Here is a 25,650-nt window from a genome sequence, read left to right as displayed (position 1 = left end):
TCCTGATGGTGCCGACAGGGATCGGGGGCAGGGGGGCGGCGTCCTGGGCTGCCGGTTTTTCCTCGCTGCACGCCGCAAGGCCGAGCGCCAGAACGACGAACCATGGCCGCAGCCGCCGTGCCCCATATCGGGTGTTTCCATCGCTCCGCCTTGCATGGGAAAGATGCTGGAACACAGTGTTTCGGCACGTCAACAGGGCAACCATCATCAGCACTCCTTGCGCCGTGGAGCGCGTTTCGATCCGGCCTGACCGGACTGGCGCTCCAGGATTTTCTTTGTCGCATACATTTCGGGCGCGGCAGGTTATGCCGCGCCCTTTCTAAAATCAGGCGCCGGAAGCCTCGGTGGAAGCCTGTCCCGCAGGCGCGGATGCGACATGTTCCCCGATGGCCTTGCGCAGGGCATTTTCGGCCTTCTCGTCCAGTGACGTGCGGATAACCGTGCCGCCAATGCCCTTCAGATCGGCCAGAACCTTGTCGGTCGTCATCTTGCGGATCAGCAGGAACAGGCCCGCGCCGCCCGGTTGCAGGACGCTGGCCGCATCCTTCATGAACTGATCGTCAATGCCGACATCGGTGAACTTGCCGCCGATCGCTCCCGTTGCCGCGCCAAGCGCGGTTCCCACCAGGGGCATGAAGAAAATGAAGCCGATCAGCGTGCCCCAGAGCGCGCCGGAAACGGCACCGGCGGCGGTCGAATTGACGAGCTGGTTGAGCTTCACACGGCCTTCGGAATCCTTGACCACCACGACGGCATCGCCCAGTTCGATAAGATATTCGCGCTGAAGTTCCAGCACCCGCCGACGCACGCCCTCGGCCTGCTGTTCGTTGGGAAAAGCGATGAATACGAGATCACTCATGGGCTGCTCCTTAAAAGCCAGGGTACATGAAAACGGAAATACTGCACGCTCTCGATGGAGAGAAAAGGTGCTGGAGAAGCGGCAAAACCTGCCGGGCGGGGGCAGATGGAGGCATGGACTTCAGCATCGCGCTCTGCGGGAGCGTCGCGCTCTGTGGGCGCACGCAAGACGGACTGCCCTTGCCTGGACGTTACGGTTCCCGAAAATCCAGGATGGCTATCGCGGCCGGCCGGAACGTTGCCGGTTAAACATGTTGATCCCTCCTCCGAGTTAAACTCAATATAAAGCCTGGAAGCATTGCTGCTTCCCAATACAAGTCTATTGTATCGATATCGGTCACTCATATGTATTTTCAGCAAGAATTTTTTGTCGGTAAACACCATTGGTGCCCATTTTGGGGTTTACTCGGGCGAAATTTCCCGAAAACAGGCTGGAAACGGACCCATATATAAAAAGTATCATCAAACCTGCTGGAACCGTGCCGACGGATATTGGGGAGAAGGTTCCAATTAATTGTAAGCCCATTATGGGCAGTCATTTTGTTTACAGTTTCGAAAAATTTGGCATCTTTAGGTAGTATCTTCTACGAAATACAGAAAATATATACAAAACATTCTATCTTCGGAAGTAATAGTACAAAAATATTGGGCGAGGTGCGTGTCGAATATCATCCGATATTTCGAGCGCGATCCTGCGTGCGGCGCGCGCTGCCGTGGATGCAAGGCGTCAGTGGAAAATAGCCTGGAGATTGGCGATGACTGGTTCGAACTATCCGGCACGTGACTTGATCGCTTCTGTTTTTGGAACCGAGGCCCTTCAGGAGATTGCCGCGTCACGCGGTTTTCCCAGAGATGAAACGCAGGCGAATGCTGTTTACCAGATCATTCATGACGAGCTGTTTCTGGACGGCAATGCCCGGCAGAACCTGGCGACTTTCTGCCAGACATGGGATGATGACTATGTCCACAAGCTGATGGACCTGTCGATCAACAAGAACTGGATCGACAAGGAGGAATATCCGCAGTCCGCAGCCATTGATCTGCGTTGCGTCAACATGGTCGCGGACCTGTGGAATGCGCCGAAATCCGCCGACAATGCCACGGGCACCAACACGATCGGCTCAAGCGAGGCCTGCATGCTTGGCGGCATGGCCATGAAATGGCGCTGGCGCAAGAAGATGCAGGAAATGGGCAAGCCAACCGACAAGCCCAATTTCGTCTGCGGCCCGGTGCAGGTGTGCTGGCACAAATTCGCCCGCTACTGGGATGTCGAAATCCGTGAAATCCCGATGGAGCCCGGACGCCTGTTCATGGGGCCGGAACAGATGCTGGAGGCGGTCGACGAAAACACCATCGGCGTCGTTCCCACATTCGGCGTGACCTATACCGGCAATTACGAGTTTCCGGAGCCCTTGCAGGATGCGCTCGACAAGTTGCAGAAGACCAGGGGGCTGGATATCGACATGCATGTCGATGCCGCCAGCGGCGGTTTCCTGGCGCCGTTCTGCGCGCCGGACATCCCATGGGATTTCCGTCTGCCGCGCGTGAAGTCGATCAGTTCCTCGGGCCATAAATACGGCCTTGCGCCGCTTGGCTGCGGCTGGGTGGTCTGGCGCGACAAGGAAGCCTTGCCGGAAGAGCTGATCTTCAATGTCGATTATCTCGGCGGTCAGGTCGGCACGTTCGCGATCAACTTCTCGCGGCCTGCCGGTCAGGTGATTTCGCAATATTACGAGTTCCTGCGTCTTGGCCGCGAAGGCTATACCAAGGTGCAGGAGGCCGCCTATCGTGTGGCGCAATATATCGCCAGGGAAGTCGAGCCGCTCGGGCCTTTTGAATTCATCTGCACCGGGGCGGAGGAAAACGGCATTCCCGCCGTCTGTTTCCGGGTTCGCGAGGGTGAGGATCCGGGCTATTCGCTTTACGACCTCTCCGAACGGCTGCGCCTGCATGGCTGGCAGGTTCCGGCTTTCGCCCTGTCGGGCAAGGCATCGGACATCACGGTCATGCGCGTGATGTGCCGCCGCGGATTCGAAATGGACATGGCCGCGCTGTTCATGCGCGATTTCAAGGCTTCGGTCGATTTCTTCAAGTCGCATCCGGCGCCCAAGGTCCATCCCTCGACAGGTACAGGTTTTCACCACACGTGATTCCGGGCGCCGGCCCGCGCGAGCGGCCTTTCCGCCTGTTTGATTTCCGTCTTTTTTTCCGGTGATGATAATGACAACACCAGCAACACCATCCGCAGGCAAGCCCGCCGCTTCGACGCCCGCGAGGATCGCAAAGCTCAGCGTTCTCACGCTTGCCATCATGAATGTGACGGCTGTGGTCAGCCTGCGCGGCCTGCCGTCGGAAGCAACCTACGGCCTGACCTCGGTTTTCTATTATATTTTCGCGGCGGTCTTCTTCCTGATCCCCGTATCGATCGTTGCCGCGGAGCTTGCGACCGGCTGGCCGCAGCAGGGCGGGGTGTTCCGCTGGGTGGGTGAGGCCTTCGGCCCGAGATGGGGCTTCCTCGCGATCTTTCTGGTCTGGGTGGAATCGACCATCTGGTTTCCGACCGTTCTGACATTCGGTGCCGTGGCCATCGCCTTCGCCGGGCCGGAACAGAAGTGGGACGAGGCGCTGGCCGCCAACAAGTTCTATACGATCGCCATCGTGCTTGCCGTCTATTGGGCGGCAACCTGGGTGAGCCTGCACGGATTGAAATCCGCCGCGCGCATCGCAAAATGGGGCGGCATGATCGGAACCATCATTCCGGCGGCGATCCTCATCGTTCTGGGCTTCACCTATTATTTTTCGGGCAACACCATTCAGGTGCAGCTTGCCTGGGGCGACCTGATCCCGGATTTCACCAACTTCAACAATCTGGTTCTGGCGGCGGGTATCTTCCTGTTCTATGCCGGCATGGAAATGAACGCCATCCATGTGCGTGAAATCGACAACCCGTCCAAAAACTATCCGCTCGCCATCCTGATCTCGTCGCTCGTCACCGTCGCGATCTTCGTGCTGGGAACGATGGCCATCGCCTTCATCATTCCCGCCTCGCAGATCAATCTGGTGCAGAGCCTCCTGATCACCTACGATTCCTTCTTCAAGTTCTTCGGCATTGACTGGCTTTCCCCCGTCATGGCGATCGCGCTCGCCTTCGGCGTCCTCGGCGGCGTGACGGTCTGGGTCGCCGGTCCCTCCTCGGCGCTCTCGGTGGTGGGGCGCGCGGGCTATCTGCCGCCCTTCTTCCAGAAGATGAATGCCAATGGCGCGCCGAGCCACATCCTCATCGTGCAGGGCCTGATCGTTACATTCCTGGCCATCATGTTCGTGGTGCTGCCATCCGTCCAGGCGGCCTATCAGATCCTGAGCCAGCTGACCGTGACCCTCTATCTGATCATGTATCTGCTGATGTTCGCTGCGGCCATTCATCTGCGCTACAGCGAGCCCAATACGCCGCGGCCCTACAAGGTTCCCTTCGGTGCGTTCGGCATGTGGCTCTTTGCCGGCGTGGGCCTGATCGGTTCGCTCATCGCCTTTGTTCTGAGCTTCGTGCCGCCGTCACAGATCGCGGTCGGCAGCCCCAGCGCCTATATCTGGATACTGATTGCAGGCAATGTGATTTTCGTGGCTATCCCGTTGATAACATACGCAATTCGCAAGCCGCACTGGAAGACGCCGGAAGGTTCCGCCGATTTCGAACCCTTCAACTGGGAAAAGGAAGGCCGCATGCCCGGCTCGCCGCAGGCCCCAGGCAAGTAACGGAGATATCCATGTCAAGCTCACCAGATGCGATCAAAGCCGCGCTCGAGAAAGGCCAAATCGCAGGTCTTGCGGCAACGGGCGGCAAGAATGCCGACTATATTCCGTTCCTCGCTTCGGTTCCTTCCGACCTGTTCGGCCTTGCCGTGGTGACGGCGGACGGCCAGACCTTCAAGATGGGCGATGCCGATTTCGCCTTTGCGATCGAGTCGATCTCCAAGGTTTTCACCCTTGCCCTTGTCATGGAGGAAATCGGGCCGCAGGCCGTGCGGGAAAAAATCGGCGCGGACCCGACCGGGCTTCCCTTCAATTCCGTTGTGGCGCTTGAACTCCATGACGGCAAACCGCTTTCGCCGCTGGTCAATGCCGGTGCGATTGCGACCGCGAGCCTTGTTCCCGGTGACAGCGCCGATGCCTGCTGGAACAGGATTCTGGAATGCCAGTGCAACTTCGCAGGCCGCCGGCTGAAACTCAGCAACGAGGTCAACCAGTCCGAACAGACGACCAATTTCCACAATCGGGCCATTGCCTGGCTGCTTTACAGTGCGGGCACCTGCTACAGCGACCCGATGCAGGCCGTGGATGTCTATACCCGGCAATGTTCGACGCTCGTGACCGCGACAGACCTCGCCACGATGGGGGCAACCCTTGCGGCGGGAGGCGTCAATCCGATCAGCGGAAACCGCGTTATTTCTGCCAGCAACACCGGGCCCATATTGGCCGAAATGACCATGGAAGGCCTTTATACGGCATCGGGCGATTGGGCCTACACGGTGGGGCTGCCCGGTAAGAGCGGCGTCGGCGGCGGCATTCTCGCGGTTGTGCCGGGCGAACTGGCCATTGCCGCGTTTTCTCCACCGCTCGATCCGGCAGGCAACAGCGTGAAAGCGATGGCCGCCGTCGCGGCAGTGGCGAATGCGCTTGGCTACAATCTTTATGCAAAACCAGGGAAGGGAGGTCTTGGAGAATAACGATCTGGAGCGGTTCAAGCGCGTTCGTTTTGGCTGGACTGCTCAAGACAGGCTTTCTTATCAGGGATTATTTATAAAGAATTTATAAAAAAATCCGTTTTTATAGAAAACCTGATGTGAAAAAGCTTCTTAATACAATGCAGTAGGAAAACAAAGGAGAAGATCATGATTGGATATATCTTGAACAAGCGTACTGTTCTTGCGGCTGCGGCTGTACTTGTTTTCTCTGGCGCGGCCATGGCTGAAGATGGCAAGACCTCGAAGGCGGATCTGGCAAAAAAGAAGGTCAGCGAACTGACCTGCGCCGATTTCAATGGGCTGGAAGACACTTTCAAGCCGACCGTTGTGAGCTGGATCGCAGGTTTTGACCAGGGCGACGACGAGGATGAGGTGGCGATCAATATCGATGGTATCGAAACCGTAACGCCCGTCATCATCGAGGCCTGCAAGCAGGAACCGAAAGCTTCGTTCTGGAAAAAAGCTGAAGCAGAACTGAAGAAGGTATTCTGAGGGTATGCCGCTGCCTAGCCCCTCCCTCCCGAGGCAGCGGAACGGCTCCGGGGATTGTCATCCCCGGAGCCGCTTCTACATTTCGTGATGGGATGGGTCTGGCGGATCGTCGGTTCTATACTGTTTCACCCGGTTGCCGTGATGTCTGATCTGCCGGCTACGGGAACATGCCACTATATCGGTAGGAGGAGAGGCTTATGCAGTTTCTAAATGACTATGCGACATTCATTGATGTGATTTCGCTTTTATGCCTGATTGTTCTCGCTGTCGCGGGCGCGATCAGGCAAAAAAGCCTGGTGATGATTATTCTTGCGCTTGCGGTCACCTTTTGGGCGGTCGTCCGCTTTTTCAAGCTTATATAAAGCATGTCTCCCGAAAGTGGGAACCGGTTTTGGGATAAAGACATGCGTATGGATATTAAGAGCATGTCTCCCGAAAGTGGGAACCGCTTCGGGTCTGGTCCGGACAGCGTCCCGGAACAGCCAGCCTTTACGCGCTGTTCTTCTTTCTGATGACGGCTGGCCCTGAACCTCTTGTCGCTTTTCGCGCCTTGTAGAATTCGATGAATTCCGGCGCGGGAAGCGGCGGGGAATAAAGCCAGCCCTGTCCGAATTGCACGCCATGCCTGAGCAGATAGTCGGCCTGTTCCTGCCGCTCGATGCCTTCGGCCACGATGATGAGGTCGAGTGATTTCGCCATCCCGATGATATGCGACGCGATTGGACTGGTCGGAGAATCGGTTCCCAGCGTGGTGATGAAGGATTTATCGATCTTGAGCGCATCGACCGGCAATTCCTGCAAATATTGCAGGCTGGAATAGCCGGTTCCGAAATCGTCGATGGCAATGGAATGCCCGTTTTCGCGGGCCTTTTCTATGACGGCGCGCGTGCTTTCCGGGTCCATGAAACCGCGCTCCGTCGCCTCCAGCCATATCTGTTCGGCGCGGATGCCGGTGCCGAGGGTGGCGCTTTGCAGGAGGGTGAGAATACGGCCCTGAACGAGATCGTCGGCAGCGATGTTGATGGCGACATGCAAGGATGCATCGGCTGCAAGGGTGTCGCCCAGCTCCCGCACCACATTGGCAACCACCTGGCTGGTGATCTGCGATATCATGCCGTTTTCCTCCGCGACGGGGATGAAAAGATCGGGCTGCACCATCGTTCCATCCGGCCGCTGCCAGCGGACGAGCGCCTCCGCGCCCACGCAGATGCCGGTTTTCAGCTCAATGAGCGGCTGATAGGCAATGACGAACTCCCTGCGGCGGATGGCGATCGCCAGCTCGCCGCGAAGCGACAGGCGGCGCCGGGACAGCCAGACGGTGAGCGCGACCATTCCTGTCGAGATGACCGCGGCAACGGGCAGGAAAATTATCGCCTCCTCCTGCACGGATTCCCAGATCGACGTTCGCGGCGTCATGGCGACGGTGATCCAGTCGGCGCCAAGGACGACGGCCCCAAGATAGCGCCCGTTCGGGACCGTGTCGGAATGATGGAGAAACTGGTGAACGACAGCCGGATCGGGATTGTTCAGCGAGGCGACAATCGTGCCGCCGGTCGAGGCGACCGCGATCTGGACCGAGTGCGGAACGAGCACGTCGACGAACCATTTCGGATCGACCAGGATAGACAGCGGCCCCTGCTGAAGGCCGAGCATCTTGGTCTTGATCGGCATCGACGCCGTCTTGTTCAGGACGACTTTCACGCCGTTGCGTGTGGTGAAGGCTGGCGTGCCGGGTGTCACCCGCATTTCGGGCAGGCCCCAGCTTGTGCATTTGAGCAGGCCGGCTTCGAAATAGCCGATCTCCGAGATTGGCCGTATTTCCATGACCATCTGCTTGAGATTGTCCATATATCCCTTTGAACACGGCGCATCGGCCAGCTTCCGTGCGCGAACGAGGGTCTGCGATACATCGGCGAAAGTCGCGTCGGAGCGCTCGATGGCATGGGTGGCGATTGCCGTGAGCCGGGCCTGTTCCTCATGCGTGGCCATGACATAGGATGTGTAGATCGCCGCCAGAACCGGGGCGATAATCGCAAAGGCGATGCAGACGGCGGTGGCAATAAGCCAATGATTGCGCTTCAAACTATTCCTTCCCCTGCATTATCGATTGCATCCTCTGCTTCTTCGTCACGGTTTTACCACCATCAGCAGGCCCGAAAGCATCATTTCGATGCCCAGCGCCACCTGAAGCACACCGAAGACGGCGCCCAGCACCATCAGCGGCACCATGCCGACCGTGGCCATGAACCAGTGTGCAATCCGCATCGCGCCATAGTCCAGCAGGATGATGACGCCGGCCACCGTCAGAATCGTGACTGTGGAGGAAAATGTAGACAGGAAGGCGACGAATATGATCAGAACCCCGACGGCTTGCGGGGATACGATGGTGGGGAAGGCCAGCGGCCTGACGGCCAGTGCCTTGGGGTCGCCGACTGCCGTGGGGAGTGCGGGCGCGGCTGCGGGCATCAGCACGGCCCGGATCGAACTCAATGTCAGGATGACACCAGCCGCGAGGATCAGCGCGGGCCTGTTGATCCCCCAGCTTCGCAGGATCGGATCGCCGATGAAAACGGCGATGAGAATGCCCAGTGCCGCGAAAACGGCCGCGCGCAGCGCAATCGTGTTGCGCGTCGGCTTGTCCATCCGTGCGGTCATGGCCGCGAAGATGGGCATCAGGCCAATCGGCCCCATCATGTTGAACAACAATGGGAGCAGTTTGCCGACGATCATTCCGGTTTCCATGGCTCAATCCAATCGCTGATGCATGTCTCCCAAAGGCGGGCCCCGGTTTTGGGGTAAAGACATGCATGAAAACAAAAACTTAAAGCGTTTCGTATGACTATGATGAAACGTGCCATGCCTTAAAAGCCCCCATAGAGGCTGATCTGGAACGTCGTCCAGTTCCGGTCGGCGCCGATATTGCGCAGCGCCTTGCCGGGAATGGCATGAGAAACGAGAGCCTGCACGTAGAGGCTCTTGGTGGCGCTCCAGCGCGCCGCAAGCGACAGTTCCTGTCCGAGATCGTGGGATGACAGCGTCGACAGCGCGGGATTGGAGCCCAGATTGTTCAATTCCGGCGCACGCAGCAGATAATAGTCGAATGTGAGATTAAGCCGTTCATCGGGCGCGACATTGAGCTGGACGCGGTGCGTTTCGAGATTGGAATTCGTGGTGATCTTGCCGAACGACACACCTTGCAGCCAGATGCCGAGCCCGGTCGACAGCAGGGGATCAAACCGTTCGTAGCGCGGCGTATTCGGGTCATCACCGGAAAAATAGGCATAGCGATAGGACAGGCTTGGCGTCCAGCTCATCTCCTTGATGAGATAACCGACCGTGCCATAATAGGCGAAGGCCGAGACATCCTCGCCGGGGTGGAACTGATGCGCCAGTTCGCCTTCCAGCCACAGGCCGGGCGTTTCGAAAGCGCCGGTCCATTTCACATGCCCGGCAACCGTGTTCAGCCCTTCACGCGGGATGGAAAGGCCGGACGGGGTGGAAAAGCGCGATTTCGAGTGGGGAATGGTGATAAAGGTGGTGTCGGCGGAAAACCTGTCGGAAAAATTGTAGCGCAGGTTTGCGCCCAGAAAGGTGCTGTCGGATTCCAGCGATTCAACCTCGTTGGGATCGATGAAGAAGGCGCTATAGTTCCAGCGGTCATAGGCGCCTTGGGCCAGCACCGAAAAATCATTGGTAAGCCGTGGGCCGAGATAGAGCCCGCCGCGTTCGCCGGCATTGGTCGAGCCGCGAACGGCATTGACCAGAAACCCGTCATTGAGCGTGTAGGTCTGCCGTCCGACCGAGAATTTGAGATGGTTCTTCCTGTTTTCCGGCGAGACATAAAGCGCGCCCGCATAGGCTTTCTCGAAATCGAGGAAGCTGCGGTTGTCGTCGCGAAAAATATCCTGTCCGAGCGTCCACGAAAACAGGCCTGTGACCGCGCCGAACCCGTAGAGATTGCTGTCGCCCAATTGGGCCGCCCCGCCGACGCCGAGTTCCAGATAGCCTTCGTTCCACGCGCTTGCGCGGCCCGGCAGCCTGCCTGCAAGCGGGTTTCGCCGGTTGAACAGGTCCGGCCTGCCGAACCATGCATTCACATCCGAATAGCCGCCAAGCCCAGCGCCGATAATGGTCCGCAGGATCGCGCGGTCATTCTCGTAAAGAACCGGAAAGGACGATGTGTCGCCCAGAAAAAGGCCGGTCGGCTCCCGCTTCGCCTTGGGGCCTGAAGCGGCGTCGATTTCGAAGACAAGCGTGATGCCGGTCTGCGGGGCGGATTGAAGGAGATAGAATTCGGCATCCGAAATCGTTTCCTCGGCGGTGAGTTGGGCGAGGATCCTGCCGGCTTCAATGGCGCTGAATTCCGATCCGCCGAGCGACCGGGTGAGGCGGCGCGCGGTTGCCTGCGCGGCTGCGTCGCGTTCCGCATTGCCGCTCGACTTGCGAAGACGCACGGAGACAGCGCCGATACCGGCTCCCTCCGCTTCGCCGGGCAGGGGCAATACGGCCGGGCGCGCGGCGCTCACATCCTGCGCTTCGGCTTGCGGCAGGCCGCACAGGGCAAATAGCGGCAGCGCCGCAATTCGCAGCGCCCGCTTTCTGTTTCCCATGCGCCCCGCCAAGCCTGCTTACCTGCCGAAAAGGCGCACGACGGCGCCGCCGCCATGCACATTGATGGTTTGTCCGCTGACCCATCCGCTGGCGGGCGAGCACAGCCACAACATGGTGTTGGCGATATCTTCAGGCCGCCCGGCGCGTCCGGTGAGATTGTCGGGATGACGCAGCTTTTCCTGCATCTCTTCATCGATACCGGCCGAACCGTAGCCCTCGGTCATCACCGTGCCGATCAGCACGGAATTGATGCGCACCTTCTTGGCCAGCATATGCGCCAGCGAAACCATCATCTGGTTGAGGGCGGCCTTGGCCGTGCCATAGGCCAGAATGTCATAGGCAGGCACCGAAGCCGAAAACGAGCCGGAATTGGTGATCGTCGCATTGCGCGACTGAAGCAGATGGGGCAGGCAGGCCATGCTCATGCGGTAGGCGCTGATCGTATTGAGCTTGTAGGATGCGATGAAGTCTTCCTCGCTGATCGCGGTTGGATCTTCGTGACGGCCGCCCCAGCCGACATTGTTGACGAGTGTGGAAATGCCGCCAAAGGCCGCGACGGTTTCGCGCACAACCTGCTCGATATCGTGAAGCGATGTGACGTCGCATGTCATGCCGCGGCATTCATTGCCGGTTTCCTTCCGGATTGCCGCCGCCGTTTCTTTCGCCATGTCGCCGTTAAGGTCGGCGATCATCACCTTCGCGCCCGCGCCCGACAGGGTTTTGGCAATGCCCGCGCCGATATTCTGCGCGCCGCCGGTGATGATGACATTGTGGCCTGTCATGCGAAATTCGGCGAATGCGTCATAGGCCATGGCTGTTTCTCCGGAGATTGGAATGAAGGGGCTGTTCTGGAAAGGGCTTGCCTCAGTCGAGCTCCTGCACGCCGCCGCCCGAAACGGTGAGGACCTGGCCGCTGACCCAGGCTGCGGCGGGCGAGCAGAGGAACAGCGCCGCATTGGCGATATCCTGCGCTTCGCCCAGACGGCCAAGCGGTGTGTGCTTGAGCATGGCGCGTTCGATTTCAGGCGTCAGGACGGTTGCCAGCGCGTCGGTCTTGATGGCGCCCGGCGCAATCGCATTGACGCGAATGCCCATCGGGCCGACATCGAAGGCGATGTTGCGGGTGAGGTGATTGACCGCTGCCTTGGACGAACCATAGGAGGCCATGCGCTGGTTGGTGTTTTCTCCGGCCATGGAGGAAATGTTGAGAATGGCGCCGCCGCCGGCCTTCTGCATGTGGGGCGCGGCCAGTTGCGACAGGCGAAACAGGGAAAAGAGGTTGAGCTTGAAGGCCCATTCGAAATCGCTCATCGGCATATCGAAGGGCTTTGGCCCGCCGCCGCCCGCATTGTTGACGAGGACGGTGATCTTGCCGAACCCGTCGAGAGCGGCCTTGATGACGGCCTCGCGATGCTGCTCGTTGGTCACGTCGCATTCAAGCCCGATGGCCTTGCCGCCCGCTTGTTCTATCGCGCTTGCAACGGCCTGCGCGCCCTCGCTTTTCAGGTCGGTCACGACGACCGCGGCACCGGCTTTGGCGAAGGTTTCGGCAATGGCCCGCCCGATACCGGCCGCCGCTCCGGTGACGATTGCAACAGCTCCATTCAGGTGAAACGGATTTTCATAGGACATATATTTCTCCCGACGTGCATTGCGATCCGCTGCAACCAGCCGGCCTTGCGAACGGCACCTTCATTTGACGCGCGAAGCGCGGACTCCGGCGCCCTATGGTCGCTAAACTGGCGCGGTTCGTAAACCGGGTTGGCGCCCATTTTGGTGTTTGGGGCCTGTTTTTGGAGATAAATTTAGCCATTGCACATGTAAAGTATTCAGTCTAAAGTCAAGTCCCTGAAAATCATCAATCAGTATTCCGCGCAGTTTTATTGTGCCATCGATAAAGACATCGATACGGCCTGTCATTATTGACGGGCTTCTGCCGCAATAAAGGCTTGATTTTGATTTTGAAAGATCATGCGGCTACACACATCCTTGAAGGACAGCTTCACTTGAAATTCAACTTGAGAGCCCTACAGGCGTTCGAAGCCGTATCGCGACATCTTTCTGTCCTGAAGGCTGCGGAAGAACTGGGCATTACCTCGAGCGCGGTCAGTCACCAGTTGAGAATTCTGACCGAGGATCTGGGTGGTAATCTGATCGAGCGCGATGGACGAAACATCGTCCTGACGGAACGGGGGGTGCAGTTCGCAAGGCATTTGCAGGATGCCTTTCGCCACGTGCAGCTTGCGATGGTGGAGGGGCGCGGGGGGCAGAACGATCGGGTGCGCGTGGCCGCTTGCAGCAGTTTCTGTCAGGGTTTTCTGATCGATCTGGCGGCGGACCTGTTGGCGCAGGAAACCGGTTATGAAATCGACATGCGCATGTATGCCAATGACCCGCAGCTCACCTCTGTCGTTGCGGATATTTTCGTGACCGCTGACAATATTCCGCATGGCTATTGGTCTGCCGATCTCTTCGTTGAAGAACTTGTCGCCGTTTGCTCACCCGCCTGTCGGGATGAAGAACTGGCGACGAGGTCGGTCCCCTTCATCGAGAATGAAGCCCTAGAGTTCACCAACGAATGCCGCTGGCTGATCTACAAGCAGGCATTGCCTGAAACCGAATTGCCGGTGGAGAACCGCCGGATCCTGCGTGCGTCTCATTTTGTTCTGGCGCTGGAAATGGCCACGCGCGGTCTCGGCATCGCATTGATACCGGATTTTCTGGCAAGAACCCGGCTGCAATCGGGCGCGCTGGTCAAGCTCTATCCGGAGACGATCCGTTCGGGCCGCAAATACAGGATATGCTGCCGACCGCAATTGCGGACGACGGCGCCTTATTCCACGGCAATCCGGCGGATCATGCTCGCCACCGCGATAGAGCCGCAGGCACTGTAGCTTCCAGGCATCGCCTTGTGGAACGATCGGCCTGTTTCGGCAGGACCTGGCGCGCTCACCCGGTCATCATGCGATAGATGGCCGGGAGTGCGACCGGCAGTTTCGACAGCTTGGCGACGAGGGCATGGTTTCTGCGGCCAAAGAGCGCCGGAAGATAGGCGCTCGCCTCGCGGTCAACCGTCACGGCAAACACGTTGACGCCTCTGGCGCGCGCTTCTTGGACCGCCCTGCGGCTGTCCTCCAGCGCGAACCGGCCCTCATAATGGTCGACATCGTTCGGCTTGCCGTCGGTCAGGACCAGCAGGAGTTTCTTTCGGTTGGGCTGTTCGGCAAGCTTTGCGGTCGAATGGCGGATGGCGGCTCCCATGCGCGTGTAGAAGCCCGGTTTCAGGGCCGCGATCCGGTGTTCGACCGCTGGCCCAAAGGCTTCGTCGAAATCCTTCACCGTCTCGACCCGCACCCATGAGCGGCGGCGCGAGGTGAATGTCTGGATGGAGCAGCGATCGCCGCATGCGGCAATGCCGTTGGCCAGAACCAGAAGCGCCTCTTTTTCCACATCCAGCACGCGCCGATTGTCGATCCAGGCATCGGTGGACAGCGAGACATCGACCAGAATGGTGACGGCAAGGTCGTTTGCCCTGGGGCGGCTCATCAGATGCACGCGCTCGCTGCCTTGCCCCCCGGCGGCAAAATCGCATCGCGAACGCACCACGGCATCGAGATCGAGATCGTTGCCGTCAAGCTGCGCCCGCATCAATTCGCGGCCCGGACGCAGGATTTCGAACTGGCGGCGCACGCGGCGCACGAGGCTTTGCGCTTCGTCGTCCAGTTCCAGCACGTCGTCGCGGGCCAGCGCCGGTGCAGCCAGAACGCTGCAATGATCCTGAAGATAGGTTGCCTTGCGGTAATCCCATTCCGGATAGGTCAGCCTGGCGGCAAGCGCCGTCCGGTCGACGGCTTCCGGCGGCAGGTCGAGATCGAAACGGAAGCGGGCGGCGGGTCTGCCCTTGCGCTCGCCCAATGTCAGTTCGTCAAGCTCATCGGCGGATTTTGCGTTCTGCTCGTCACTGTCGTCGGTTGGCCTGTCGACGCTCACCATCTCCGCCATGGCGAGGATTTTCTCGAAGCGATTGAGAATGAACGGGCTGCGGTCGGCCAGTCTGGGGTCCTGCTTTTCGCGGTTGGCGATCTGCCGCCCGGTTTCAACGCCTTCCGCCCTGCTGCTCAGGACCGGCTGGTCATCGCTGTCGCGCGGCGCGGTTTCGCTGCGTCTTGTCAGTTCCGGCCAGAGCGGAACGGGCAGGGCGGGCAGATAGCCTGCGGGCGCGCAATGCGGAAAGATCGTGGGAAGACCGTCATCGGGCAGGCCGGCACCCTGTTTCAGAGCCGAAAGAATGCGTTCTTCCACCTGTTGTTCAAGACCGTGGAGCGACCGTTTGGGACGCACGGCCAACACCGCTTCGCAAAGGCGCGCATAGCGTTTCTGCAAGCCCGGAAATGTCCGGCAGGTCTTCGCAACCGTATCCGCTGCCAGTGCAAGGGCTGCAAGATCGCGGCGCAGCGGATCGTGCGGAAGGTCATCCGCGTCCGTCGGCATGACCGCCATATAACCCGCAAGCCAGACATAGAGGTCGTAATTGAGCACGCGGTCGGGAAAAAGCGCGATTTCCGGCGGCAGCATCAATGTCGCTTCGTCCCGCAAGGGCTGGCTGAGTTTTTCTTCGCCCAGGGCCATGCGCTGGCGCAATCCCAGCCGGTGCCCGGAGGTTCGCGCGCGGGCAGGAGCAATCTGCACGGTGGCATCGCCGCCAAATCCGCGGAAGCAGATCGCAAGCTTGTGGCGAATATCGCCAAGCTGTACGGCGTGCTGGGGATAATGCGGCCACGATCCCGTCTTGCCGATCAGGCGATGCCAGGCGCGGCCGACGGTTTCCTCCAGCTCCAGAAAATCCAGCATTGCGCGCCCGCCTATTTCAACATTGCATCGGCAATTTCGATCAGGGCGGCTTTCACATCCGGCTCATCGGTCAGCGGTTCGATCATCGCGGCGCGCGCCGCTTCGCGCTGCGGCATGCCCGCCTCGATCAGCGCGGCGCAATAGACCAGCAGGCGTGTCGAAACGCCTTCTTCCAGATCGTGGCCTTTCAGGCCGCGCAAGCGATGGGCCAGCGCCACCAGCGGCGCAACCTTATGGGCGGCGAGGCCGCTTTCCTCGCTCACCACCGCGATTTCCTGTTCCTTGGGCAGAAAGTCGAATTCAATGGCGACGAAGCGCTGGCGTGTGCTTGGTTTGAGAGACTTCAACAGGTTCTGATAACCCGGATTGTAGGACACGACGAGCATGAAACGGTCCGGCGCTTCAAGCAGTTCGCCGGTGCGCTCCAACGGCAGAAGGCGGCGGTCATCGGTCAGCGGATGCAGGACGACGGCCACGTCCTTGCGGGCCTCGACAATCTCGTCGAGATAGCAGATGCCGCCTTCGCGCAACGCCCGCGTTAGCGGGCCGTCGACCCAAAGCGTGTCGCCGCCTTTCAGCAGATAACGCCCGGTCAGGTCGGCGGCAGCCAGATCGTCATGGCAGGAAACGGTGGAAAGCGGCAGGCCGAGCTTTGCGGCCATATGGCTCACAAACCGCGTCTTGCCGCAGCCGGTCGGGCCTTTCAGAAGCAGCGGCAGCTTGCGCTTCCACGCCATCTCGAAGAGCGCGCATTCATTGCCGGACGGGCTGTAGGGAGGGATTGAAGCGCCGGTATTTTCGACATTTCTGAGAATGGGGTTCATGGCCGTTTTCCTTTGTATCGGGCAGGGAAGCCCCGCCGGATGGCGGGGCCTTGTCGACAACGATGTCGATAACGATCATTCGGCGGGCTGTATCAGGGCCTTTGTGGTTTCACGGCGCGCCTTGCCCGGAACCAGCACGGCCCAGATGAACATGAAGGCCGAGATCACCACCACGACACCGGAACCGAGGCGTATCCAGTAGAATACGGCCAGCTGATCCTGCACGGTCATGAATGCTTCTCCGAGCACACGCTGGAGATGGGTCTGGACGACGCCCGCGAAGGTGAGCGCGAAGGTCATCACCGACATGGCGGTGCACATGGTCCAGAAGCTCACCATGGAGAGCATCTGGTTATAGGGCGCACGCCCGCGGATTTCCGGTATCGCATAGGCCATGACGGCGAGATTGAGCATGACATAGGCGCCGAAGAAGGCGAGGTGCCCGTGGGCGGCGGTCAGCTGCGTGCCGTGGGTGTAATAGTTGACCGACGACAGCGTGTGCAGGAAGCCCCATACGCCCGCGCCGAAGAAGGCCATGACCGAACAGCCGATGGACCACAGAAGGGCGGCGCGGTTTGGATGTTTGCGGCCGGCCTTCCATGTCATCACGAAGGTAAAGATGACCATGGTGAAGAACGGAGCCACTTCCAGTGTCGAGAACAGCGAACCGATCCACTGCCAGTAACCGGGGGCGCCGATCCAGTAATAATGGTGGCCGGTGCCGAGAATGCCGGAGAACAGGGCAAGGCCGACAATGACATAGAGCCATTTTTCGACGACTTCGCGGTCGATGCCGTTGAGCTTGATCATCAGGAAGGCGAGGATCGACGCCATGATGAGTTCCCACACGCCTTCAACCCAAAGATGGATGACATACCACCAGTAGAGCTTGTCGAGCGCGAGATTGATCGGATTATAGAAGGCGAACAGGAAGAACAGCGCCAGCCCCCACAGACCGAACAGGAGAATGTTGGTCACGGTGGTCTTGCGGCCCTTGAGCGCCGTCAGCGTGATGTTGAACAGGAAGATCAGGCAGACGACGACGATGCCGACCTTGATGATGAAGGGCTGTTCGAGAAATTCACGCCCCTCGTGAATATGGAACAGATAGCCGACGACAGCGATGGCCGCAGCCACGAAAAACAGCCAGAACTGGATGACGGCAAGTTTGGTGCTGTAAAGTTCGGTTTCGGTTTCTTCCGGCAGGAGGTAATAGGTCGAGCCCATGAACCCCATCAAAAGCCAGACCACCAGCGCATTGGTATGGATCATGCGCACGATGTTGAAGGGCAGGAGCTCGGACAGCGTATTGGGCAGAACATAGATCGTACCGGCGAGCACGCCGAACGCAACCTGCGCGAGGAACAGGACGAGCGCTCCATAAAAATAGAGCATCGCGACCTTTTGGCTTTCATATTTCATAATGTGTAACTCCGTTCATCCCGCGCTCAGCCTGCCTCGTTGGGCGGCCAGTCCTGCGTCTTGATGCGGCTGGTCCATTCGAGGAAATCAGCCAGATCGTTGAGTTCCTGTTCGCTCAGGTTGAACTGGGGCATCTGGCGACGCCCTTCGATTCCCGTCGGCTGGGACTGCATCCAGGCTTTCATCGTCTCGCGTGCGCCTTCGGGGTCTTCTTCGCCGCCCCAGCGCTTCCAGACATTGCCAAGTTCGGGCGCGAAATAGGCGCCTTCACCCAGCAGCGTGTGACAGTTGATGCAGGAGTTTTTCTCCCAGATGTGCTTGCCGCGCGCGACCGAGGCCGTCAGCGTGGATTCATCCGTGGAGGTTGTTTTCATGTAATAGTGGCTGTGCGCCGTCAGCCCCACGAAGATCGCGAAAAAGAAAATAGACCCGCCATAGAAGACGTTTCGTGCGCCGGTCTTGGTTAGGCGTTCTGCCATCCCTTCGTCCTTTCATATGCCGGGGGACAAGGCCCCGGCAACAAATCCCCCCGTCGATAATGCGGCTGGTCAACCCCTCGCCGGCATCACGGGACGGGACTGTTCTATCGGTCGGGGGAAAGCCTTCTTTGCGATTTGGCAAAGACCAATACAGATGTTCAGAAGAGAACACGGACAATGATGGAGCGCGCCAGCGCAAGCGCCAGCAAAATGGCGGGCCAGGCCAGAAGGGCAGGCTTCAGCAGGCCGTCGGTTCCGCGCATTTCCATGAAATCGAGAATGACATACCAGCCTTTGGCAAAAGCCAGAATCAACACGATGACGATGGCCCAGAGCATTCCGCCGCTGGTGGCTGCGATGGCGGCGCCGCTCACAGCCAGCAGAATCAGAATGATGAATGTGCGGTTGAGCGAAGGGGCATTGCGATCGGACACTGCGGGCCTCAAGCGAGATAAAGAACGGGAAACATCACCAGCCATACAAGGTCGATGGCATGCCAGAGCGTCGTGATCAGCAGAACATTGGCGCTGGTCGGTCGCCATGCGACGAGTGCCAGCACGACCGAGCCGAACAGCACATGCAGAAGGTGAAACCCGGTCAGGAGAAAATAAAGCTCAAAGAATGACCCGGCAGCCGCATCGCCCGCAAAGCGGATTTCGTGCGAATATTCGACAAGCTTGATCGCCACGAAAACAAGGCCGAAAAAGGCGGCACATAACAGCGGTCGGCGAACCTGATTTATGGTGTTGCGCCTGCGCACGGCAATCGCCGCCTGCCAGCCGCTCATCAGCAGCACGACCGTGTTGGTTGCCGCGAGACCGGGGCTCAGATGCGCGCGCAACTGCGCAACCCCTTCCACATCGATCACCGACATCACCATGAAGGCTGTGAGCAGGATTGCGAAGGCGATGAGTTCGCTCCACACGAGAATCCAGAGCAGGAGATCGTCTGCTGCGCGATCCCCCGGCTCTGTTGCCGTTACGGCCATATGTTCAATTCCAGACATGGCACATGCCTAGCGCTGGCAGTTTTGGCCTTCTTTGCGTTTTGGCAAAGAAGAAATGCGTCGGGCGCGACATTCTATGCCGGTCAGAGCAAAGGAAATTTCCATGACGGATGCACAGATCGGTCTCATGGTCGCCACGCCGGCGATCATCGGCTTCTCGCTGGTTCTTTATCGCATGGGGGCCTTGCAGGGCGCGGGCACGCTGTCCGCGGTTGCCGCCTCCATCGTGATCGCAGCCGTTCTTTTCCTCGGTCAATAGTGAGCCAGGAAGTCATGGACACGCCGCCAGCCCTGCACGCGACCGACATCAGCCGCCTTGAAGCGCACCATCATGACCTTCTGGAACTGTGTCTCCAGTTGGAGGAAATCGCGGGCGATCTCGAATCCAGCGCGTCGATGCCGGAATATCGGCGCATCGCCACGCTCATTCCCCGTCTTGTCGGCGAAGCCCATGCGCTGGAGGAAGAGGTGCTTTTTCCCGATTTCAGCCGGCAGGCCCATTCCCATTTTGCCAATGCCATCATCGAACGGCTGAAGGCAGAACATCGTTGTGACCGGCTGGCCGCCGAGGAATTGTCGCAGACCCTGACCGCGATTGCGGAAAGGCGCAGCAAGCTCGCTTCCGACACGGTTTCATACATGCTGCGCGGCTTCATGGAGAGCGTGCGCCGCCATATCCTGTCGGAAAAGCTGATGATAGAGGCGCTTTTGGCCGCGAAATACGAGGAACGCGAAGTCTTCGGATGATGCGAAGGCATTATTCCGAATCGCATTGATAAGAAATATTCTCAACAGATTGTTTTTATTTCAATTTAATGGATTGGCGCCGGGCGTTTTTCGCCCGGCGCTTTATGTTTTCGCCGTTATTTTGGCTCGCCGTCGGCAAGCCGCCGCACGCCCGCCATATTGAGGACCGTCAGCTTCTGGCGTCCGCCGCGCACAAATCCCTGCGCTTCCCAGCCGCTGAGGATGCGCGACACCGTATGCAGCGTCGTTCCCGTCATCTCGGCAATATCCTGCTTGGTGATCGGAAAATCGATGCGAATACCGTCTTCTTCTTTGCGTCCGGCATGGCGGGCAAGGCGCAGGACCGTGTGTGCGACGCGCCGCTCCACTTCCTCCGTCGACATTTCGCGGATGCGGGTATGGGCTTCTTCCAGCCTCTTGCCGATGGTCTGGATGGCATTCATGGCCAGGCCCGGATTCTGTTCCACGAAATAGTCCCAAAGCTCCGTCGGCCAGGCAAGCACGATGCTTTCCGCGACGGCGATCGCGGTGCCGGGATAATCGCTTCTCTGCAAGGCCCTGGCAAAGCCGAAAAGATCGCCCGGATGCACCATGCGGACGATGATCTGCTGTCCGTCCGGCGTCACCTGATTGACCTTCAATCGCCCGTGCAGGAGGAGATAGAAAAGAATGGCCTCATCGCCCTGTTCGAAAATCGCCTCTCCGGGAGGAATGCGCTTTATAGAGGCATAGGAAACAAGCTTATCGAGTTCGCTATCACTCATTTTTGCGAACAATGACAGTTTCCTGACAAGCCCGCGATCTATGATGGACATTGCGTTTCTCACACTCCAGGACCACGCATTCACCTTAGCACAGCAAAGCGGGCTTGGAATTGTTTTCGGGGCCGGGGATCGGGCATTCACAATTAATCCCTCATGCGCCGATGTTCTGGATGCGCTTCCACACCAGGGCATGCCAGCGATTGTCGCGCACCAGCCGGAAACCGAGATTGTCGGGCGGCACGCCGACGCTGCATCCGCCGGTTTTGGGGTTGCGAATGAACGAACTCATGGCCGCGCGGTGCTTGCCATTGACGACATAGACGCCGCAAGCCGGCATTTCCGCAACCTGCTTGCCATAGGCATCGATATTGACGCGGCGGTGGCAGGTCTGGGTCCATTCCCACACATTGCCCGCAATGTCGGCCACGCCCAGTTCGTTGACGCCGAATGCGCCTGCGGGGCGTCTGGCGGGGTTCCGGTCCTGCTTGCGGGCGCTCTGCTTTTCATAGTCTCTGAGCCAGCGCAGCGCCGGATTGGCCGCAGCCTCGTCCTCGACGCCAAGCGCATCATCTGGAAAGCGCGAGCCTGCCGCGAAAGCCCATTGCTCGTCGGTGGGCAGGCGCCAGATCTCCCCGGTCTTGCGGGAGAGCCAGTCGGCATAATTCTGCGCATCGTCATAGCTGACGCCGACGACCGGGCCATCGGCATCCGGTCCATCGTGATTGTGCGGCAGGGCTTCGGCGGGCTGGCAATCGCCGTCGGCAACGCAGCGCTCGTAGTCGGCCGTGCTGACCTGGTACTTCATGATCTCGAAGGCCCGTTGCAGCTTGCGCGTGGTCAATGGCGCATCGACGGGATAATTGTTCTTCTGAAAATCGCCATCCTCGCGATAGGTCATGGTGCGCGGCGCGATGAGGATCGTTTCGGGACCGGCAATCGATGTGTCCGGTATCGCCCGGCCCGGACGCCCGACGGCATCGACGACAAACAGGCCTGCGACAACGGCCAGCAGAACCGCCGGAACGGCCACGGCAAGCTCACGCAGGCGCTTCTTTCCTTTGCTTTCGTTCATCGGGTATCGAGGGACGGCATCCATCCGGGAGGCAGATGGATGCAGCCCAAGCCTTTCATCCTGAAGCATCATTGGGGAAGTTTCAGCCAAAGGCGCTCTGGGAGGCGAAGCGCCTTCATGCTTTTTGCTTTACGTGCCGGATGGCGCCAGAACCGATGTCATCAGGTCGTCGTTCCATTCACCCGTGACCTTGAAATGGGCCGCAGCGCCGAGTTCAAAGGCCTCGATCAGGTTGTGGTTGACATAGGCGTAGATGCCGGGCTGCTGGAAAGTGTAAAGGGCTGCTGCCGCGGCACCGCCGGGAATGAACCAGGTTTCCTGATCGACATCGGGCGGCGTGTTGAACTTGCCGGTCGCCCAGACATAGTCCCCATGGCCTCCGATCAGATGCGGCCTGGTATCGCGATTGGCCTGCGAATGGATGATCAGGACCTTTTCGCCCACTTCTGCCGTCATGGCCTTGTCGCCGGTCAGCGCGCCGACAGCGCCGTTGAACACGACATGGGTTGGCGTCAGCGTGCGCATGACCTTGACCGTGTCCTCATAGGCATCGCCGGGTGCATCATATTTCTTGTAATTGCCGTTTTCGTCGCGCGGCACATAGAAATCCTGTTCGCCGACATAATAAACCTTGTCATAGGTCAGCGCTTTACCCTTGCCGTCATGCAGCCCCTCGCGCGGCAGCACCATGACGGCGCCGTTCATGCCCGACACGACATGCCACGGAACCATTCCGGGAGGTGCGCAGTGATAGACGAAGACGCCGGGCTTGGTTGCCTTGAAGCGCAGGATGGTCTTCTCCCCCGGATTGATTTCGGTCAGCCCGCCGCCGCCCAATGCGCCCGTTGCCGCATGGAAATCGATATTGTGCATCAGCGTGTTGGTTTCGGGGTTGATGAGGGTCAGCTCGACATAATCATCCTGATGCACGACCATCAGCGGCCCCGGCACCGTGCCGTTGAACGCCATGGCATGGACTTCCGTGCCCACATCGTCGATGACGATCTTCTTTTCCTCGATCACCATAGTGAATTCGAACACCTTGGGTCCGCCTTCCGCAACCTGACTGTGGGCGTGCACGAAGGGAGGGTCCACCAATTCGACTTTCTGGCGCGGAAGTGCCGCTATTTCTGCCGCACTTGCCTTTCTCACAGCGCCTTTCCCCCAGGCGGATGTGGTTGCCAGAACCGGGGCGAGAGCGCCGGCCAAGGCGGCTCCTGCCAGTATGGTGCGGCGGCTGATTTGCATCTGGTCGGCCATCGATACTCTCCTTTACGATAGGACCGAGCATGTCCTGCTCTGTCACTTCGACTATAGGTAGAGACGCGCACCCCTTCCTTGACTGCGATCAAGGTTGTGCGGAAATGATGCTAATAAAAATCGTTTGATATCAGTTGGATAAGGCTATCGCTTGATAAATATGGAGATTTGTTTGCGCTGGATCAAAGGCCGAAGCGAAGCACATCATCCCGATAAAAAGCCAGCGAACAGTTGCGCTGTCCGCTGGCTGGCATATGCGTGGCGGGATGTGGGGTCAGAGGGCGAACCGCGCCTGCACGTCCGGCAGGGCCATTTCCGGTATCCATTCCGGTTCGTAGGTCAGTTCGACTTCGACCGCGCGCACGCCCTCGACCGTTTCGACGCTGGCGCGAACGGCATCGGTGAGAAAACCCGCCGCCGGGCAGCCGCGTGTCGTTGTGGTCATGTCGATCTTGACCGATCCGTCATCCGCGACATCGATACTATAGATCATGCCGAGGTCGACGAGGTTGAACCCGAGTTCGGGATCGAGCACCAGACGAAGACTGTCGATGATCTGCTTTTCCAGATGGGTCTGCGCCGCCTGTTGCATGGCATCACCCCGGCTCACCGACGCGGATCATGATACGATAGGCGGCGCCGGTCTCGTCGAAATTGCCGACCCATTCGTGGCCGCGGTTTTCAAGCTCGGGGAAGAGGAACAAGGGCTCGCGGTGCAGGAGCGCGAACAGAACGTCACCCGCCGCCATGTCTTCCACTTCGGCAAGAATGCACACCAGCGGTTCCGGCGGCTGCATGTCCGTACAATCGAGATAGCGCGACGGCTCCGGCCAGGCATCCGGCGATACGACATTGCCGGAGAAGCTGAGTTCGGGTGCGGCCTCGGTCGCGGGGGTAAACAGAACCTGCCAGTCGCCATTGTCCAGCGGCTCGGGGGTTGCGGCAAACCCTTTCCGCTCCATGACGCTGAACAGCGGCGCGGGTTTGAACGGTGCGATCAGCAGGAGCGCTTGCCCCGGCAAAAGGCCGTCGACCGCCTCCATGATGGCATTGAATGGTTCCACGCCGCCCTTGATGAAGGGGCGCACGTCCAGCACATGGTGCGAAATGTCCTGAACCGAGAGTGTCATTTCGATCTCCTGATAATTGGTTCGCCCGCATAGATGAGATGCGGCCGGGTTGCCCCTTTCGGCAGGCGTATGCCGTCCGGCACATCGAGAAGCCGTCGGGCGCGGAAGAAGTGGATGATCAAGGCAAGGATTGCCGCGAGATTCAAGATCGCGGCCAGACGAAATGCGGCTGGGTAGCCGGCAATCAGGGCGAGCGTCGCCAGGGCGACACCGGTATAATAGAGCGCGAACCATTGCCGCGCGCGCCGTTCGCTGACCATGTCCTGCACGCGCGGCGTTGGAGCCCGGCCCATGACGGGGCCGTAACATTCGAGCCAGGTCAGGAAAGGTATGATCTTGTAGAGCTGGGCAAGGCTGAGGCCGGTCAGCCACCCAAAGGTGAACAGATAGACAAGTCCGCCGATCATCGGATCGGTCGCGCCGGTCAAGGACAGGGCGATTGCCAGCACGAGCGAGAGCCCGAGCGCGATGAAGGCCGGAATGCTGGCGGCGCTGTTCAGTTCTATCGTCTTGCGCTTGCGCTGCCGGTAGATCGTCCGGATATCGACGATATAGAGCGCAATACAGGCAATGCCGGGAATGAGGGCTGCCGTCACCGCAATCTCCATCGATCCCATATCCAGGGCCACCACGACAACTCCGGCCGCGAGGATGGTGAGCGCCGCCGCGCCTTCCCACCATATGATTCCGGTGGTCCGCCGCACGGCGTCGGGCGACAGCATGAACATCGTCAGCAGCCTGTAGCTCACGCCCATGGCGGTAAAGGTCATCCAGCCGCCAAGGCCAAGCGCGGCGTGAGCCGGCAAGGCCGCTCCGGCAATATCGAGCAGAACGGTATCTTCCGTGAAGCCCGAAAGCGCGAAGGTGAATATCGTGCCAAGCAAGGCGGTGACGAGAAGGCAGCAGATGCCCGCCGCGACGAAACGGGCGGGCAGGGCGACCGGGCGCGCAAGCCAGAGCGTCATGCCCAATATGGCGAAAATGATGGAAAATCCGCCGGCAAGCAGGATGCCGGAAGCGGGAAGCAACCATGCCGGGCTCTCTATCAGCCCGGCCATGCCCGCAAAACCGGCAAGCAGGCCGGACAGGCCCGCGACCAGCAGAAGCAAGGCGGGGAGGCTGCCCCGGCTTCCCCACAGGGCCCTGTTCACCAGAACCGGCACGAATTGCAAAAGCGCGCCGCTCATCAGCAAGGCGAGCCATCCAATGGCGACGGCATGCACGATGATGAGCGTTTCAGGCGCGCGAATCCCATGGCCCGGAAAGCCGAAACCGCTTGCCATGAGGCCAAGTGCGAAGACGAGGAAAACCAGCGAAGCGGTGAAATAGGACAGGGTCCAACGGGAAAGCGTCGCGCCGATCATCTCTTTCGTCCCGCACCGTGCCTATAAA

General features: G+C 59.4%; 26 protein-coding genes and 1 pseudogene. 8 read left to right on the top strand and 19 right to left on the bottom strand.

Going from position 1 to position 25,650, the window contains the following annotated elements; genetic code table 11:
• Together AVM02_RS04075 and AVM02_RS04070 are read right to left on the bottom strand one after the other, a co-directional pair.
• Nucleotides 1-205, bottom strand: a pseudogene (locus tag AVM02_RS04075) (efflux transporter periplasmic adaptor subunit); the annotation flags it as partial.
• A 120-nt stretch (nucleotides 206-325) separates the two neighbouring features.
• On the bottom strand, nucleotides 326-859 hold the full coding sequence (locus tag AVM02_RS04070; RefSeq protein WP_411505739.1) for a DUF1269 domain-containing protein: 534 nt from the start codon (nucleotides 857-859) through the stop codon (nucleotides 326-328).
• A gap of 754 nt (nucleotides 860-1,613) precedes the next feature.
• Between AVM02_RS04070 and AVM02_RS04065 the strand changes: the two genes are divergently transcribed.
• The 5 genes from AVM02_RS04065 (at nucleotide 1,614) to AVM02_RS04045 (ending at nucleotide 6,454) form a co-directional block, all read left to right on the top strand.
• Nucleotides 1,614-3,008 (top strand): glutamate decarboxylase, encoded by a 1,395-nt coding sequence (locus tag AVM02_RS04065; protein WP_411505738.1) that lies wholly within the window; start codon nucleotides 1,614-1,616, stop codon nucleotides 3,006-3,008.
• A gap of 70 nt (nucleotides 3,009-3,078) precedes the next feature.
• Entirely contained in the window at nucleotides 3,079-4,611 is a 1,533-nt protein-coding gene (gadC, locus tag AVM02_RS04060) for a putative glutamine/gamma-aminobutyrate antiporter GadC (protein ID WP_411505737.1), read from the top strand.
• 11 nt (nucleotides 4,612-4,622) lie between these two features.
• Nucleotides 4,623-5,582 carry a glutaminase A gene (gene glsA, locus AVM02_RS04055; protein ID WP_411505736.1) on the top strand — a complete coding sequence of 320 codons (960 nt, stop codon included), beginning with the start codon at nucleotides 4,623-4,625 and terminating at the stop codon, nucleotides 5,580-5,582.
• 165 nt (nucleotides 5,583-5,747) lie between these two features.
• Nucleotides 5,748-6,092 carry an acid-activated periplasmic chaperone HdeA gene (locus AVM02_RS04050; protein ID WP_411505735.1) on the top strand — a complete coding sequence of 115 codons (345 nt, stop codon included), beginning with the start codon at nucleotides 5,748-5,750 and terminating at the stop codon, nucleotides 6,090-6,092.
• A gap of 197 nt (nucleotides 6,093-6,289) precedes the next feature.
• Nucleotides 6,290-6,454: a hypothetical protein gene (locus AVM02_RS04045; RefSeq protein WP_411505734.1), complete on the top strand. Its 165-nt coding sequence runs from the start codon at nucleotides 6,290-6,292 to the stop codon at nucleotides 6,452-6,454.
• A 127-nt stretch (nucleotides 6,455-6,581) separates the two neighbouring features.
• On the opposite strand, the gene AVM02_RS04040 is transcribed toward AVM02_RS04045, so the two are convergent.
• The 5 genes from AVM02_RS04040 to hdhA form a co-directional block, all read right to left on the bottom strand.
• Nucleotides 6,582-8,174 (bottom strand): EAL domain-containing protein, encoded by a 1,593-nt coding sequence (locus AVM02_RS04040; protein WP_411505733.1) that lies wholly within the window; start codon nucleotides 8,172-8,174, stop codon nucleotides 6,582-6,584.
• 45 nt (nucleotides 8,175-8,219) lie between these two features.
• A complete protein-coding gene (locus tag AVM02_RS04035) occupies nucleotides 8,220-8,834 on the bottom strand; it encodes a MarC family protein (RefSeq protein ID WP_411505732.1) in 615 nt (204 codons plus the stop codon).
• Between the two features lie 119 nt (nucleotides 8,835-8,953).
• Entirely contained in the window at nucleotides 8,954-10,702 is a 1,749-nt protein-coding gene (locus AVM02_RS04030) for an alginate export family protein (RefSeq protein ID WP_411505731.1), read from the bottom strand.
• Nucleotides 10,703-10,720: 18 nt separating this feature from the next.
• Entirely contained in the window at nucleotides 10,721-11,515 is a 795-nt protein-coding gene (locus tag AVM02_RS04025) for an SDR family oxidoreductase (protein ID WP_411505730.1), read from the bottom strand.
• Nucleotides 11,516-11,567: 52 nt separating this feature from the next.
• Entirely contained in the window at nucleotides 11,568-12,335 is a 768-nt protein-coding gene (gene hdhA, locus AVM02_RS04020; protein WP_411505729.1) for a 7-alpha-hydroxysteroid dehydrogenase, read from the bottom strand.
• Between the two features lie 374 nt (nucleotides 12,336-12,709).
• On the opposite strand from hdhA, the gene AVM02_RS04015 reads away from it, so the two are divergent.
• Nucleotides 12,710-13,597 (top strand): LysR family transcriptional regulator, encoded by an 888-nt coding sequence (locus tag AVM02_RS04015; protein WP_411505728.1) that lies wholly within the window; start codon nucleotides 12,710-12,712, stop codon nucleotides 13,595-13,597.
• Between the two features lie 55 nt (nucleotides 13,598-13,652).
• Here AVM02_RS04015 and AVM02_RS04010 read toward each other — a convergent pair whose 3' ends face one another.
• From AVM02_RS04010 to AVM02_RS03985, 6 genes are all read right to left on the bottom strand, one after another.
• The gene (locus tag AVM02_RS04010; protein ID WP_411505727.1) at nucleotides 13,653-15,554 is read right to left on the bottom strand and encodes a nitric oxide reductase activation protein NorD; all 1,902 of its coding nucleotides are present in this window, start codon (nucleotides 15,552-15,554) and stop codon (nucleotides 13,653-13,655) included.
• A gap of 11 nt (nucleotides 15,555-15,565) precedes the next feature.
• The gene (locus AVM02_RS04005; RefSeq protein WP_411505726.1) at nucleotides 15,566-16,378 is read right to left on the bottom strand and encodes a CbbQ/NirQ/NorQ/GpvN family protein; all 813 of its coding nucleotides are present in this window, start codon (nucleotides 16,376-16,378) and stop codon (nucleotides 15,566-15,568) included.
• 75 nt (nucleotides 16,379-16,453) lie between these two features.
• Entirely contained in the window at nucleotides 16,454-17,800 is a 1,347-nt protein-coding gene (locus tag AVM02_RS04000) for a cbb3-type cytochrome c oxidase subunit I (protein WP_411505725.1), read from the bottom strand.
• Nucleotides 17,801-17,826: 26 nt separating this feature from the next.
• Complete coding sequence (locus tag AVM02_RS03995) at nucleotides 17,827-18,279, bottom strand: c-type cytochrome (protein WP_411505724.1); 453 nt, start codon at nucleotides 18,277-18,279, stop codon at nucleotides 17,827-17,829.
• Nucleotides 18,280-18,437: 158 nt separating this feature from the next.
• Complete coding sequence (locus AVM02_RS03990) at nucleotides 18,438-18,713, bottom strand: cytochrome C oxidase subunit IV family protein (RefSeq protein WP_411505723.1); 276 nt, start codon at nucleotides 18,711-18,713, stop codon at nucleotides 18,438-18,440.
• An 8-nt stretch (nucleotides 18,714-18,721) separates the two neighbouring features.
• Nucleotides 18,722-19,285 carry a cytochrome c oxidase subunit 3 gene (locus AVM02_RS03985; protein ID WP_411505722.1) on the bottom strand — a complete coding sequence of 188 codons (564 nt, stop codon included), beginning with the start codon at nucleotides 19,283-19,285 and terminating at the stop codon, nucleotides 18,722-18,724.
• Nucleotides 19,286-19,388: 103 nt separating this feature from the next.
• On the opposite strand from AVM02_RS03985, the gene AVM02_RS03980 reads away from it, so the two are divergent.
• Both AVM02_RS03980 and AVM02_RS03975 read left to right on the top strand, forming a co-directional pair.
• Nucleotides 19,389-19,544: a hypothetical protein gene (locus AVM02_RS03980; protein WP_010660610.1), complete on the top strand. Its 156-nt coding sequence runs from the start codon at nucleotides 19,389-19,391 to the stop codon at nucleotides 19,542-19,544.
• Between the two features lie 14 nt (nucleotides 19,545-19,558).
• Entirely contained in the window at nucleotides 19,559-20,032 is a 474-nt protein-coding gene (locus AVM02_RS03975; RefSeq protein WP_411505721.1) for a hemerythrin domain-containing protein, read from the top strand.
• Between the two features lie 116 nt (nucleotides 20,033-20,148).
• Here the strand turns inward: AVM02_RS03975 and AVM02_RS03970 are convergent, their stop codons facing one another.
• From AVM02_RS03970 to AVM02_RS03945, 6 genes are all read right to left on the bottom strand, one after another.
• Nucleotides 20,149-20,847 (bottom strand): Crp/Fnr family transcriptional regulator, encoded by a 699-nt coding sequence (locus AVM02_RS03970; RefSeq protein ID WP_411505720.1) that lies wholly within the window; start codon nucleotides 20,845-20,847, stop codon nucleotides 20,149-20,151.
• A gap of 100 nt (nucleotides 20,848-20,947) precedes the next feature.
• Nucleotides 20,948-21,868 carry an SUMF1/EgtB/PvdO family nonheme iron enzyme gene (locus tag AVM02_RS03965; RefSeq protein ID WP_411505719.1) on the bottom strand — a complete coding sequence of 307 codons (921 nt, stop codon included), beginning with the start codon at nucleotides 21,866-21,868 and terminating at the stop codon, nucleotides 20,948-20,950.
• 129 nt (nucleotides 21,869-21,997) lie between these two features.
• Nucleotides 21,998-23,128, bottom strand: coding sequence for a copper-containing nitrite reductase (nirK, locus tag AVM02_RS03960; RefSeq protein WP_411505718.1), 1,131 nt, complete (start codon nucleotides 23,126-23,128; stop codon nucleotides 21,998-22,000).
• A gap of 274 nt (nucleotides 23,129-23,402) precedes the next feature.
• The gene (locus AVM02_RS03955; protein WP_411505717.1) at nucleotides 23,403-23,720 is read right to left on the bottom strand and encodes a metal-sulfur cluster assembly factor; all 318 of its coding nucleotides are present in this window, start codon (nucleotides 23,718-23,720) and stop codon (nucleotides 23,403-23,405) included.
• 4 nt (nucleotides 23,721-23,724) lie between these two features.
• Complete coding sequence (locus AVM02_RS03950) at nucleotides 23,725-24,258, bottom strand: DUF2249 domain-containing protein (protein WP_411505716.1); 534 nt, start codon at nucleotides 24,256-24,258, stop codon at nucleotides 23,725-23,727.
• A complete protein-coding gene (locus AVM02_RS03945) occupies nucleotides 24,255-25,622 on the bottom strand; it encodes a hypothetical protein (RefSeq protein ID WP_411505715.1) in 1,368 nt (455 codons plus the stop codon). The genes AVM02_RS03950 and AVM02_RS03945 overlap by 4 nt, the downstream gene beginning before the upstream one ends.
• Between the last annotated feature and the right edge of the window lie 28 nt (nucleotides 25,623-25,650).

Origin of the sequence: Brucella anthropi (genome assembly GCF_046630315.1) — a bacterium.
GTDB lineage: Bacteria > Pseudomonadota > Alphaproteobacteria > Rhizobiales > Rhizobiaceae > Brucella > Brucella anthropi_A.
This window is presented reverse-complemented; position numbering and strand designations above follow the sequence as displayed.